This window comes from Streptomyces sp. DF42 (genome assembly GCF_058267695.1).
In genome coordinates, this window is record NZ_CM177859.1 from 4329942 (window position 1) to 4342818 (window position 12877).

At 69.2% G+C, this 12877-nt stretch carries 13 protein-coding genes and 1 tRNA gene; 6 read left to right on the top strand and 8 right to left on the bottom strand.

What is annotated here, in order from left to right; genetic code table 11:
* The first annotated feature begins 269 nt into the window (after positions 1–269).
* On the top strand, positions 270–737 hold the full coding sequence (locus tag ACYUED_RS19615; protein ID WP_491293574.1) for a hypothetical protein: 468 nt from the start codon (positions 270–272) through the stop codon (positions 735–737).
* A gap of 221 nt (positions 738–958) precedes the next feature.
* Positions 959–1276 carry a hypothetical protein gene (locus ACYUED_RS19620; protein WP_266682025.1) on the top strand — a complete coding sequence of 106 codons (318 nt, stop codon included), beginning with the start codon at positions 959–961 and terminating at the stop codon, positions 1274–1276.
* Between the two features lie 128 nt (positions 1277–1404).
* On the opposite strand, the gene ACYUED_RS19625 is transcribed toward ACYUED_RS19620, so the two are convergent.
* From ACYUED_RS19625 to ACYUED_RS19640, 4 genes are all read right to left on the bottom strand, one after another.
* A complete protein-coding gene (locus tag ACYUED_RS19625; protein WP_491293575.1) occupies positions 1405–1770 on the bottom strand; it encodes a hypothetical protein in 366 nt (121 codons plus the stop codon).
* Between the two features lie 242 nt (positions 1771–2012).
* Positions 2013–2363 carry a hypothetical protein gene (locus tag ACYUED_RS19630; RefSeq protein WP_491293576.1) on the bottom strand — a complete coding sequence of 117 codons (351 nt, stop codon included), beginning with the start codon at positions 2361–2363 and terminating at the stop codon, positions 2013–2015.
* Between the two features lie 333 nt (positions 2364–2696).
* Positions 2697–3071 (bottom strand): hypothetical protein, encoded by a 375-nt coding sequence (locus tag ACYUED_RS19635; protein WP_491293577.1) that lies wholly within the window; start codon positions 3069–3071, stop codon positions 2697–2699.
* Positions 3072–3274: 203 nt separating this feature from the next.
* Positions 3275–3532 carry a hypothetical protein gene (locus ACYUED_RS19640; protein ID WP_266516811.1) on the bottom strand — a complete coding sequence of 86 codons (258 nt, stop codon included), beginning with the start codon at positions 3530–3532 and terminating at the stop codon, positions 3275–3277.
* 348 nt (positions 3533–3880) lie between these two features.
* Here ACYUED_RS19640 and ACYUED_RS19645 point away from each other — a divergent pair, with 348 nt between their 5' ends.
* A complete protein-coding gene (locus ACYUED_RS19645; protein WP_491293578.1) occupies positions 3881–5305 on the top strand; it encodes a condensation domain-containing protein in 1425 nt (474 codons plus the stop codon).
* A gap of 57 nt (positions 5306–5362) precedes the next feature.
* Here the strand turns inward: ACYUED_RS19645 and ACYUED_RS19650 are convergent.
* Positions 5363–5436 (bottom strand) — tRNA-Thr (locus ACYUED_RS19650).
* A 213-nt stretch (positions 5437–5649) separates the two neighbouring features.
* Here ACYUED_RS19650 and ACYUED_RS19655 point away from each other — a divergent pair.
* From ACYUED_RS19655 to ACYUED_RS19665, 3 genes are all read left to right on the top strand, one after another.
* Complete coding sequence (locus tag ACYUED_RS19655; RefSeq protein WP_491293579.1) at positions 5650–6789, top strand: ABC transporter ATP-binding protein; 1140 nt, start codon at positions 5650–5652, stop codon at positions 6787–6789.
* A 235-nt stretch (positions 6790–7024) separates the two neighbouring features.
* Positions 7025–7471: a hypothetical protein gene (locus tag ACYUED_RS19660; RefSeq protein ID WP_491293580.1), complete on the top strand. Its 447-nt coding sequence runs from the start codon at positions 7025–7027 to the stop codon at positions 7469–7471.
* A 103-nt stretch (positions 7472–7574) separates the two neighbouring features.
* Entirely contained in the window at positions 7575–8306 is a 732-nt protein-coding gene (locus ACYUED_RS19665) for a nucleotidyltransferase family protein (protein ID WP_491293581.1), read from the top strand.
* 317 nt (positions 8307–8623) lie between these two features.
* Here ACYUED_RS19665 and ACYUED_RS19670 read toward each other — a convergent pair whose 3' ends face one another.
* The 3 genes from ACYUED_RS19670 to cysS form a co-directional block, all read right to left on the bottom strand.
* The gene (locus ACYUED_RS19670; protein WP_491293582.1) at positions 8624–10267 is read right to left on the bottom strand and encodes a DoxX family membrane protein; all 1644 of its coding nucleotides are present in this window, start codon (positions 10265–10267) and stop codon (positions 8624–8626) included.
* Between the two features lie 117 nt (positions 10268–10384).
* Positions 10385–11326 (bottom strand): 23S rRNA (guanosine(2251)-2'-O)-methyltransferase RlmB, encoded by a 942-nt coding sequence (gene rlmB, locus ACYUED_RS19675; RefSeq protein ID WP_491293583.1) that lies wholly within the window; start codon positions 11324–11326, stop codon positions 10385–10387.
* Positions 11327–11434: 108 nt separating this feature from the next.
* A complete protein-coding gene (gene cysS / locus ACYUED_RS19680; RefSeq protein WP_491293584.1) occupies positions 11435–12832 on the bottom strand; it encodes a cysteine--tRNA ligase in 1398 nt (465 codons plus the stop codon).
* Positions 12833–12877 lie beyond the last annotated feature (45 nt).

Below are 12877 nucleotides of genomic sequence, written 5' to 3' on the forward strand. Positions count from 1 at the left end.
CTCTCACCGGTTCACGTCCGCTGTTCTCTCCCAGCTGGCAACGACATTTCATCGGTCCCGGTCACGGCATACAAAAGCTCGTCACCCGTTTGGCATCGATCGGATAAACAGCCCGCCGGTCGACGATTCACCCCGCTGGCAAATGGGTGACCGCGCCCCGACTCCCGTGACTGGGCCCGCACTTATGTCGTTCCCCACTGGGCCAGAGCAATGATGCATCGCCGCATTTCAGTACGTTCCATGCACGTCAATGAAGGGCCGAGGGTTTCATGCGCAAGTTCCAGCACGTCGCGCTCGTAGCAGCAGCGGCCGGCGGTCTGTCGGCCATCGGCGTCGTCCCAAGCTTCGCCGACGCCCCCGCCGCGTACAACGCCGCTCCGCCGCCCGCTCCACAGCAGGGAGTCCAGGCCGCGTCCTGGACCGGCTCGCAGGCCACCGCCCACACCTACGGCTCGCCCGCCCCGCAGCAGGCGCTCCCGCAACGCGGTGCCGATGTCAGCCCGCAGGTCAACCCGCAGGTGAGCCCGAAGCTCAGCCCGCAGCTGACCCCGCAGCCCGCCGCGGCGCAGTCCGGCGCGGTGGAGCAGAACAACCTCTTCCGTCCATACCAGGAGTGCAGCCCGCAGAACCTGCTGAACGCGAATCTCCCGGTCGCCGTGCTCGCCGCCGCCGAGACCAAGGGCGTCAACTGCGGGCAGTCCAACAGCCAGGCGAACGCCCTCGCCAAGGCCCACTAGAACCGCGGGACCAGCGCATATACCCACACCCGGCACCGGGCCCTTCGAGGGAGCTCCCGAAGGGTCCGCCCGAAGGCGATACGGCTTCAGGGTGCTTCTACGACAAGATCACACGACACGGCGCGTCGGTGGTCGATTTGCCCATATTTCCTATTAATCTCCGTGACTGTACGAAGTCGATCTGACACAGATCGCATCCACTTCACTCCACCGGAGATGACATGCACAAGCTTCGCAAGGCTGCCGTCCTGGTCGCTGCACTCGGCAGCGTCGGACTTCTGAGCGCCGGCGCCGCCCACGCCGACCAGGGCGGCTGGGGTTCGGGCTCGGGCGAAGGTGGCAGTCGTGGCGGCTCCTCTGCCTTCAGCGTCCTGCAGAGCAGCACCTGCAGGTCGCACGACGCCAACGTCGACGTCCTCGGTCAGGTCGGCATCCTCAACGGCCTGGGCGGCAACCTGCTGAACGGCGAAGGCAACGCGGGCGCGCAGTCGACCTCGCTGGGCTCGAGCATGGGCTGCAACAACAGCGTCGGCAAGTAAGTCACAAACCTTCCTCGGTGCCCCGGCCACAGGCCGGGGCACCGAGGCTTTGATGTGCCAGGAACGCCAGAATGCCGGATCGGGATCCATCCCCGATCCGGCATTCGCCGTTCGCACCCGGTCGCGCCTCAGAACTCGATATGAGGGCGAGTGATGTGAGGCCGCTTGAAACCCTTGGGCAGCGGCGCCGTGTTGGAGCATTCCACGACCGGACCGACGTTCGTGGACCCCGTGTCCAGCATGCTGTCCTCGGGCAGCACCACGCGCGGCCGGTAGATGGTCGAGCAGTTCTGCGCCTGCTTGACGACGTACGTGCCGTCCTTGCCCTTGTGGACGGTCCCGGTCTTGTGAACGCAGGTGGTTTCACCCACGGCCGTGGTCTTGCAATCGCCCGGGGACCCGTCGGCGTGTGCCTGCGCGGCACCGCCGACGTAGATCAAGGCGAGACTTCCGATGAGGCCCGTGACGGTTGCGATCTTCTGCCGACCGACCATGCGTGGTGCTCCCTTGCAGTGGAGGCCCGGGCGCCGATGCCGTCGATCGGCGTGCGCCCGAGCCTTGGGGTGAAATGCGGAACCGGCGCCTGACGCGTCTTCAAGCGCATCCGGCGACGGCATTGGCGCAGCCCGGACGCGCACCGTGATGGTTGTGCCGCGCGTCCGGGCTGCCATTGCTTTGTGAGAGGTATCGCTGGGGGGCCCGATGAAACCTGCGCACCGGACCCTCGGCGCTTCTTTTACTTGGTGCCGTACGGGGCGGCGTACTGGCCGTAACCGGCCTGCGGCGCGGCGTAGCCCGTCTGCGGGGCCGCGTAGCCCGACTGCGGGGCCGCGTAGCCCGACTGCGGGGCCGCGTAGCCCGCCTCCGGCGCGTAGTTGAGACCGTTCGTCGGCGCGAAGGACGGGGCCGCCTGCGGCGCGGCCTGCGTGCCGTACGGGGCGCCCGACGTGGCAATGGCGTTGGCCTGCGACGACGCCACCGCGGTGACCCCACCGTCGTAGCCGCCGGCGCTGCTGACGCCGGCGCCGAGAGCGGACAGCCCCGCGACCGCTGCGACTACGACCGCGACCCGCTGGAACTTGCGCATAGTTAGACCCTTCCCTAGCTGGGCATGACGCCCTTGCTTGACTACTTAATGTGAGCATATACACACGTAGCGTAGCCATTTGGGACATTCCGCCCTTCTATGCGCCGTGTCGGCCTATGGCGAGGCACCTTTCGTCCGCCACCGTTTTCCCTCTGGAAACGACGCTTCCCCCAGGCCAAGTCACGGGCCCCGAAAGGCAGTCACCCATTCGCCCGCCGACGCGTCGCACACGCGCGCACACCAAAACAGCGGACGGCCGGTCCAGGTCGCCCCGGTCCGGCCGTCCGCCGCTTGGAAGTTGAGGAAGGCGTCGGAAAATCCGCCCCTCGATGATCAGCTCAGCAGGCCGCCAGGCAGGTCGAGTCCGCCTTCGCCCTTGTCGGCCTGGTCGGCCTGGTCGGGCACCGGGGCCGCGCCGGGGTTGCAGGTCACCTCGGGACCGATCCGCGTGGACCCGTTGTTCAGAAGGGGGATGACGGGCAGCTGCATGGGCTTCACCGGCGTACAGGTCGACGCCTTGCGGATGGTGAAGCCTCCACCTTCGGGCATTTCGCCGGTGACCCGCTGGACGCAGGTGACGTCGCCGGAGAGGCTGACGGAGCAGGCGCCCGGGTCCGCCGCAGCGTAGGCCTGGGTGACGCCGACACCAGTCACCGCGAGGCCACAGAGAAGCCCCGAGACGGCCGCGATCTTCTTCCTACTGAACATGGATCCGTTTCCTTTGTTCCCTGGGAATGTCGGAAAGTGAAGGGGCTGACCTGGTCGATGCGCCGAATCTCAGAGCCGTCGTGAGCGCATGCAGGTCAGACGAGCGGCCTCTCGCTCCGCGCCGCCACACGCCAACGGGCCCCTTCGGGGGGTGACCCCCGAGGGGCCCGCGGAAGGCGTCGCGCAGGACCTGGCCGCCGACTTCAGCCAGTGAAGGCGTTGTTGAACTGGCCGCAGGTGGTGTCGAAGGTCTCGGAGAGACCCAGTACGCCGATCGGCAGGTCGCCCTCGGCGACCGTCTGCGGGCTGCACTCCTGGTAGGGGCGGTAGTGCTCGGCCACCTTCGGCACACTGTCGTGGCCGTGGTCGTGGGCGTAGGCGGTACCCGCACCGGCACCGATGGCGGACAGCCCGCCGGCCGCCACTGCCGCTGCGATCATGGCCTGTTGAAGCTTGCGCATGGAACCCTCGGTCCTTCATTGCCTGGATGTCGAGGCGGATTGCCTACTGTGACTGCACAAACACTATCAGTCACAACACGGTATTCCGCACTCCCGGAAATCCCGTGTCCAAGCGGGGACATGAGGGCATGAAGACTCACCGCGCTTTCAGGCGCGGCCTGTTCGTATGCTGAAAAGCCTGAATCGGCGCCATCAGATGTCCGGCAGACCGATTGGCTCACATCCGCCGATCACTCAATCCACTCAAAAGTGGGAACACATCATGTTCCGGGTATCTCCTTTCGCGGTCGCGGCATTCCCTTGATCGGGTCCGCCCGATCCGGGCTCCAACTGCGAACGGAGACGCCCGTGCGAATGACCGACATCCAGCGTTGCGAGGTCCGGCCCGGACGGCTTGTCGAGTGGGCGCTCAGTCCGGCGACGGTCGCGGCCGCCGCGGACCTTCCGGCCGACCCGCGCCCGCCGGCGTACGTCCAGGAAGGGCACATCAGGACCGCCCGATCCGTGCGGGAGGACGGTCTGTTCGTGCCGACCTGGCTCGGTACCGCCTTCGACATCCCGGGCGCCGTCGACCTCGACGCGCTGGAGATCGCACTGCGTGGCTGGACCCTGCGGCACGAGACGCTGCGCAGCGGATTCCGCTGGGCGGGCGACGAGATGCACCGCTTCACCCTCGCCCCCGAGGCGGTGTCGCTGCAGCGCGAGGAAGCCGGCGACTTCCCCGACGCGGACGCGCTGGTCCAGCACCTCCAGGACCGCTTCGACAACGCCGCGAATGCGCTGAGCTGGCCCAACTTCCTCTACGCGGCGGTCATCAGGGACGACAGCACCAGTGTGTACATTGGCTTCGACCACAGCAACGTCGACGCCTACTCCATCCAACGCATCCCGGCCGAGATCCACGAGCTCTACGCGGCAGCAGTCGAGGGCCGCCCCGTGGAGGAGCCGCCGGTCGGCAGCTACGTCGACTTCTGCGAGATCGAGCGGGCGGACGCCGACCGGATCGACGGCACCCACGCGATCGTCGCCCGCTGGCGGGAGTTCATCCAGCGGTGCAACGGCAAACTGCCCAACTTCCCCGTCGAGCTGGGCCTTGAGCCCGGTGGCCCGCTGCCCACGCAGAAGCTGATGCGCGAGATGCTCGTCGACGCGGACGCCGCCGCCGCGTTCGAGTCGTACTGCCGCCCCTTCGGCGGCAGCCTCGTCGGCGTCCTGGCCGCCACCAGCCTCATCGTCCACGAGATCGGCGGACAGCCCGTCTACCGGGCCGTCGTTCCCTTCCACACCCGAGTGAAGTCCAAGTGGTCCGACTCCGTGGGCTGGTACGTCGGCGGCGCACCCGTCGAGGTCGCCATCGACCAGGCGCCCGACTTCACCGCCGCACTGAAGGTCGTGCGCGCCGAACTGCAGGCCAACCGGTCGCTGGCACGCATGCCGCTGGCCCGGGTACTGCGCCTGCTCGGCGCGGACTTCCGGCCGACCTCGCCCGACCTGTACTCGATCGTCTCGTTCGTGGACGCACGCGGGATCGCCGGGGCGGAGCGCTGGGACGAGCTCTCGGCCTACGGGCTCGTCAGGGTGTCGTACGGCGACCAGGTCTGCGTCTGGCTGAACCGGCTCCACGAGGGCCTGTGGTTCACCTGCCGCTACCCCGACACCGACATCGCGTACAAGAACATGCAGCTCTACGTCGAGCGGCTGCGGGACGTCATCCTCACCGTGGCCCGCGAGCAACGCGCCACGGAACTCGCCGCACACGGTCTTGCGGGGTGACCGACAAACACAGCAGGCCCCGCCGGCGGCAACGCGGGCGGGGCCTGCTGTTCGACGAGCCCCCTGTCGGATTCGAACCGACGACCTTCGCTTTACAAGAGCGGCGCTCTGGCCAGCTGAGCTAAGGAGGCCTGCGCACGTGCGTCACGTGCGTGCCCGTGCAGTGTACCCAGGTCCCAGGCGCCCCCCGTCGAAAATTTCCGCGAAGTTCACAGGCCCGAAGGTACTGACAGATCAGGCAAACGCCCGGTACCGTCCTGAGCCAGTTCACTCTCGTGGACTACACCACCTTCCTACAACGGATCGTCCGGCACGTTCCTGCCGGTAGAAGGGGGCCCTTCACCATGGCCACTGTTTCGTTCGACAAGGCGACCCGGATCTACCCGGGCACCGAGAAGCCCGCCGTCGATGGTCTGGAGATCGAGGTCGGGGACGGCGAGTTCCTCGTCCTCGTCGGTCCGTCCGGCTGCGGCAAGTCCACCTCGCTCCGCATGCTCGCGGGGCTCGAGGACGTGAACGCCGGCGCCATCCGCATCGGTGACCGCGACGTCACGCACCTGCCGCCGAAGGACCGGGACATCGCCATGGTGTTCCAGAACTACGCGCTGTACCCGCACATGACCGTCGCCGACAACATGGGCTTCGCGCTCAAGATCGCCGGCGTCAACAAGGCGGAGATCCGCACGAAGGTGGAAGAGGCCGCGAAGATCCTCGACCTGAGCGACTACCTGGACCGCAAGCCGAAGGCGCTCTCCGGTGGTCAGCGCCAGCGTGTCGCCATGGGTCGCGCCATCGTGCGTGAGCCGCAGGTCTTCCTCATGGACGAGCCGCTGTCCAACCTGGACGCCAAGCTCCGCGTGTCCACCCGTACGCAGATCGCGTCGCTGCAGCGCCGTCTCGGCATCACCACCGTCTACGTCACCCACGACCAGGTCGAGGCCATGACGATGGGCGACCGTGTGGCCGTGCTCAAGGACGGTCTGCTCCAGCAGGTCGACTCCCCGCGCAACATGTACGACCGCCCGGCCAACCTCTTCGTCGCCGGCTTCATCGGCTCCCCGGCCATGAACCTGGTCGAGGTGCCGATCACCGACGGCGGCGTGAAGTTCGGCAACAGCGTCGTCCCGGTCAACCGTGACGCCCTGAAGGCCGCCTCCGACAGGGGTGACCGCACGGTCACCGTGGGTGTCCGCCCCGAGCACTTCGACATCGTCGAGGAGAACGGCGGCGGTGTCGCCGCGTCCCTGACGAAGGACACCGAGGACAAGCCGGCCGGTCTCGCGGTCTCCGTCAACGTCGTCGAGGAGCTCGGCGCCGACGGCTACGTCTACGGCACCGCCGAGGTCGGCGGTGAGACGAAGGACCTGGTCGTCCGTGTCGAGGGCCGCCGGGTGCCGGAGAAGGGCGCCACGCTGCACGTCGTGCCGCGTCCGGGCGAGACCCACGTGTTCTCGACCTCCACGGGCGAGCGCCTCACCGACTGAGGCCACTTGGCCGACCGGCAACTCCCGAAACGCCCATCCCGGGTAATTCACCCAGGTTGACGAAGAGGGCCCCGTAAACCACTGCGGGGCCCCTTTTCATGTCGACAAATACCCCGACACACCGGTCATTTCGAGCAGCGTACGTCAACCTCGTACCCCATCCGAGGAACCTCTTCATCCCCCGAACCGGTGACTAAATGTCGCCAAATCATCACCGGGCGCTACTCTCACTCGGGTGAAGCACTCCACTAACCAACAGACGCGACGTGGCCGGGGCCCCGCCCGCCGGATCGGCCGCTCGCTCGCCCTTGTCCTGCCCGTCGTCCTGGTGCTTTCCGGGACCCTCGCGGTCACCCGAGTGAACTGGACGGGGAACCCCTCGAACTCGGTCCTGACCGCCTCTGACATCACCTCGGACGCCAAGGCGCTCCACCGCGCCCCGCAGGACGTGCTGCGCGACAAGCTCCTGGCCGAGCTCCAGGAGAACGACCCGGGCGTGGTGCTCACGCACCTCCAGCAGGCGGTGAACCAACGCCCGTCGCTCGCCAGGCACTGCGCGTCCATCGCCCGCGCCGTGGGCCGCGCCGCCGTCCGCGTATACGGCCCGACGCGCGCCCAGTCCTACGCCCGCCCGGTCTGCGACACATCGTTCGCCTCGGGCGTCGCGACCGCGCACATCTGAACCGGCCCCTCCTCCATCGCCGATGGTTCGGAGGAGGGTAACGGCTGATTAAGGAACGGTTGCCGGCTCCGGCCGTGGGCGGGCAGCGCCGTACAGTTCGGTCATGACCGATCCGAACGCCGCTTCCCGCCCCGTTCAAGCCGTCGTCCTGGCCGGTGGCCAGGGCTCCCGGCTGCGTCCCTACACCGACGACCGGCCCAAGCCGATGGTCGAGATCCCCGGTACGGGGACTCCGATCATCGGCCATCAGCTTGCCTGGCTGGCCGACGAGGGCGTCACGGACGTGGTGGTCAGCTGCGGCCATCTCGCCGAGGTCCTGCAGGACTGGCTGAAGTCGTCCGACCTGCCGGTGAAGGTGACCACGGTCGTGGAGACGGAACCGCTCGGGCGTGGTGGCGGGTTGAAGTACGCCGCCGCGCATCTCCCGCACCCGGACCGGCCCTGGTATGCCACCAACGGCGACATCTGGACCCGCTTCTCGCTGCGCGACATGGCGGACTTCCACGCGGAGCGCGACGCGGTGGCGACGCTGGCCCTGGCCCGCCCGCGCATCCCCTGGGGCGCGGTGCAGACGGACGGCTTCGGGCACATCACGGACTTCATAGAGGCACCGCCGTCGACGTTCGAGATCAACGCGGGCGTGTACGTCTTCTCCCCCGAGTTCGCCGGCCTGCTCCCCGAGCGCGGCGATCACGAGCGTACGACCTTCCCGCATCTTGCCCGTGAGCGGCGCCTTGCCGGTTTCCCGCTCCCTCAGGGCTCCTACTGGCGTGCCATCGACACGGCGAAGGACCTGACCGAAGCGGCGAAGGAGCTGGCCGCTCTGGGGCGGTGAGGGCTCGGGCTGCGGGCGGATATTTGGCTGCCGGGTCGGTGGGGGCTGGTCGCGCAGTTCCCCGCGCCCCTGACGGGGCGTAGCAGCGCCGGACGCCGAAGAGGCCCCGCACCTTTGTGGTGTGGGGCGCCTTCGTATCGGGTTCCGCTAGCCCGACAGGCCCGCTGAGCGCTCGGGGGGCGGGCGGTTATTTGACTGCCCGGTCGGTGGGGGCTGGTCGCGCAGTTCCCCGCGCCCCTGACGGGGCGTAGCAGCGCCGGACGCCGAAAGGGCCCCGCACCTTTGTGGTGTGGGGCGCCTTTCGTTCAGTGGTTTGGCTAGCCCAAGAGGCCGCCCACCAGGCCCGAGTCGCCGGAGGATGAGCCTCCGGAGCCGGTGCCGCCGGTTGAGCCGGTGCCGCCTGTGGCGCCGCCCGAGGTGGGGCCGGCGCTGGTGCTGGGGGCACCGCCGGTCGGGGAGGACTGCTGGGGCGGGGTCTGGCCCGCCGTGCCCTGAGTCTGGCTGGGCGCACCGCCGGTCGCGGTGGCGCCCGGCGTCGTCGCCGCGCCGGACGGCGTGGAACCGGCGGTGGCGCCCTGGGTGGGTGCGTTCGAGGCCGACGGCGACTGGCTGTGCCGCTTGTTCGGCTTCTGCGGGAGCGGGGAGCCCGGCAGTTCGTTGCGCGGGGCCTCGCCTGGCCCCGGGACGATCACGCGGTCGGCGTCGCGGACCGCACCGCCGAGCAGCGAGCCGACGAGCAGCGTGATGCCGGTCACGACCGCCGTGACGAGAGCGCCGCGGCGCAGAACGTAGCGACGCAGCTCCCAGATGTCGGAGCCGGGACCGAGGCGCCGCCAGGCGCCGCCCGCGAGGCGGCCGTCGACGGAGTAGACGGGGGCACCGGCGATGATCAGCGGGGACCAGGCGGCGAGGTAGATGATGTCGGGGGCGTCGTAGGCGGGAACGGTCTTCCAGCTGACCGTGACGATGAGCGCAGCGGAGAGCAGCGCGCCGAAGACGGCGGCGACCCGCTGCCAGCAGCCCAGCACCGTGAGCACGCCCACGACGACCTGCGCGAAGGCGATGACGAGTCCGGAGCCGACGGGGTGCTGAAGCGCGAACTGCCGCAGAGGCTCGGCGACTTCCCACGGATGCAGGGTGTTGAGCCACTTGACCATGGAGCCGCGCTTGCCGCCGTCGAAGTAGACGGGGTCGCACAGCTTGCCCATGCCGGCGTAGATGGAGATGAAGCCGAGGAAGATGCGCAGGGGGAGCAGGACGACGCCGAGGTTCATCCGGCGGCCGGGGTAGTACGCGTGCCGCGCCGGGTCGTCGCCGTGGCGCTTGGCCGACCGGCCGGTGTCGTCGCCGTCCGCCTCCTCCGACTCGTCGAAGTCCTCGAACTCCTCGGCGCCGTAGGCCTGTTCCTGCTCGTACGCGCCGCCGGCGGTGCGCATGTGCGGGAGCAGGCGGGTGCCGCCGGAGTCGTCGTGATAGCTGCGCTGGGCGCCGACGATCGGGGTCTCGACGGTCTGCTCCAGCGCGTCGTAGACCTTGTCGTAGTCGCCGGCCTCGACGCGGGGGATGACCTGGGTGGCTCCGGCGTCGGCGGAGGATTCCTCGCCGTGCCGGACGCTGCCGCCCCGTACGGCCTGGAGCAGGCGGTGCGCGCCCGTGTCGTCGGGGGCGGACCTGCCGCTCCAGACGACGGGCCGGCGCCGGGCGCCAGGGGCCGCCCCCGCTCTGCCCGCGGCTGCGCCGACGGGTACCCGGGCGCCGTCCTGGGTGGCGCTCAAATGCCGTGCGATCCGCGGCGACTGGGTGCGCGTCGAGGCGCCCAGCATCACGCGGAAGCTCGCATGATTGACGATGACCTGCGCTGGATCGCTCGGCACCTTCACCATGCTCAGCGCGGGAGCGTCATCGAATCCCGACGGGCCGTCCCCCGTGGGTGTGCGGGGTGTTCTGGTGTCCACGCTCATCTAACCGAGTGACGTGCGGTTAGGACACTGCCTTGACTCGCCGGATGTGTCCGGATCGCGTCAAGCTTGTCCTGGACGGCCAGATTGCCCCGTACGAGTGAAGATGCGGACGCGCGTTCAGCCGCGCCGACGCGCCGCCTCGTACAGCACAACCCCCGCCGCCACGCCCGCGTTCAGCGACTCCGTCCCGCCCGGCATCGGGATCCGGACCCGGAAGTCGCAGGTCTCGCCGACGAGTCGGGACAGGCCCTTGCCCTCACTGCCGACGACGATGACGACCGGGCCCGCCAGGGCCGCCAGCTCGCCCACCTCGGCCTCTCCGTCAGCGGCGAGGCCGACGATCGCGATGCCCTGCTTCTTGTACGCCTCCAGGGCGCGCGTCAGGTTGGTGGCGCGGGCGACCGGCGTGCGGGCGGCAGCGCCGGCGGACGTCTTCCAGGCACCGGCGGTCATGCCGGCCGCGCGCCGCTCCGGTACGAGGACGCCGTGGCCGCCGAAGGCGGAGACGGACCGGACGACGGCACCGAGGTTGCGCGGGTCGGTCACGCCGTCCAGGGCGACGATCAGCGGGTCCTCACCCCCGTCGTAGGCGGCGCTCGCGAGGTCCTCGGGGTGGGCGTACTCGTACGGCGGGACCTGGAGGACGAGGCCCTGGTGGTTGAGGCCGTTGGTCATGCGGTCGAGCTCGGGGCGCGGCGCTTCCATGAGGTTGATGCCGCCGCGCTCGGCGGCGAGCTGCAGCGCCTCGCGGACCCGCTCGTCGTTGTCGATGAACTGCTGGACGTAGAGGGTCGAGGCGGGGACTCCTTCGCGGAGTGCCTCGACGACCGGGTTGCGGCCGACGACCAGTTCGGAGGACGACTTGCCGCCGCGGCCGCGGGGGGCGGGGCGGCGTGCGGCCTGCTTCGCCTTGGCGTTCGCGATGCGGTTCGCCTTGTGCTTCTTGCGCATCTCGGCGGGCGGGGTGGGGCCCTTGCCTTCCAGGCCCTTGCGCCGCTGGCCGCCACTGCCGACCTGCGCGCCCTTCTTGCCGGACATGCGGCGGTTGTTGGCTGCCATGACCTACCTGTCTGCTCTGTAAGGAGTGAAGCGTGTGTTCGTACGTCTATGAAGTGTGCCGCCCGGAGACCCGGACGGCACAATCGATCTTCTGATCAGCTGCTGGGCTCAGCGCGGGCCGAGGCTCCAACGCGGGCCCTGCGGGCCGTCCTCGATGTCGAGGCCCGACTGGTTGAGCTGGTCGCGGATGGCGTCCGCGGTGGCCCAGTCCTTGCGGCCGCGGGCGGCCTCGCGCTGATCGAGGACCAGACGTACGAGGCTGTCGACGACGCCGTGCAGGTCCTCGCCGCGGTCGGCCTCGCCGGCCCAGTGCGGGTCGAGGGGGTCGAGCCCGAGGACGCCGAGCATGGCACGCACCTCGGCGAGGCGGGCCACAGCGGCTTCCTTGTCGTCGGCGGCGAGGGCCGAGTTCCCCTGCCGGACCGTCGTGTGCACGATCGCGAGGGCCTGGGGCACGCCCAGGTCGTCGTCCATCGCCTCGGCGAAAGCGGGCGGCACCTCGGCGGACGGCTCGACGGCGCCGGCCTTCTCCACCACCCGCTGCACGAAGCCCTCGATCCGCGCGAACGCCGACTCGGCCTCGCGCAGCGAGTCCTCGCTGTACTCGATCATCGAGCGGTAGTGCGGCGTCCCGAGGTAGTAGCGCAGCACGATGGGGCGCCACTGCTTGACCATCTCGGAGACCAGGACGCTGTTGCCGAGCGACTTGGACATCTTGTCGCCGGCCATGGTCACCCAGGCGTTGTGCACCCAGTACCGGGCGAACTCGTCGCCGTAGGCCTTCGCCTGGGCGATCTCGTTCTCGTGGTGCGGGAAGATCAGGTCGAGGCCGCCGCCGTGGATGTCGAAGGCGGTGCCGAGGTATTTGTGCGCCATCGCCGAGCACTCCAGGTGCCAGCCGGGACGCCCGCGACCCCACGGGGTCGCCCAGGTCGGCTCGCCGGGCTTGGCGGTCTTCCACATGGCGAAGTCACGCGGGTCGCGCTTGCCGGTCTCACCGACGCTCGCGGGTTGCTGGAGGTTGTCGAGCTCCTGCCGGGACAGCTCCAGGTAGCCGGGGAAGGAGCGCACGTCGAAGTAGACGTTCCCCTCCGCCTCGTACGCGTGACCGCGCTCGATGAGGCCCTGCATCATCTCGACCATCTCGGTCACATGGCCGGTGGCCCGCGGCTCGTACGTCGGCGGGAGGCAGCCGAGCGCGGTGTAACCGTCGTTGAACGCGCGCTCGTTCTCGTACCCGATCGACCACCACGGGCGGCCCTGCTCGGCCGCCTTCGCGATGATCTTGTCATCGATGTCCGTGACGTTCCTGATGAAGGTCACGTCGTAGCCGCGGTAGTCGAACCAGCGGCGCATGATGTCGAAGTTGAGGCCCGAGCGGATGTGCCCGATGTGAGGTGCGGCCTGCACGGTGGCACCACAGAGGTAGATCGAGACACAGCCCGCTGCGAGCGGGACGAAGTCACGGATCTGCCGGGCGTTGGTGTCGTACAGGCGAATAGTCACGACACCTAGGGTAGTGGGCAGAAGGGGGTGCGTGGAGCAGTCCCT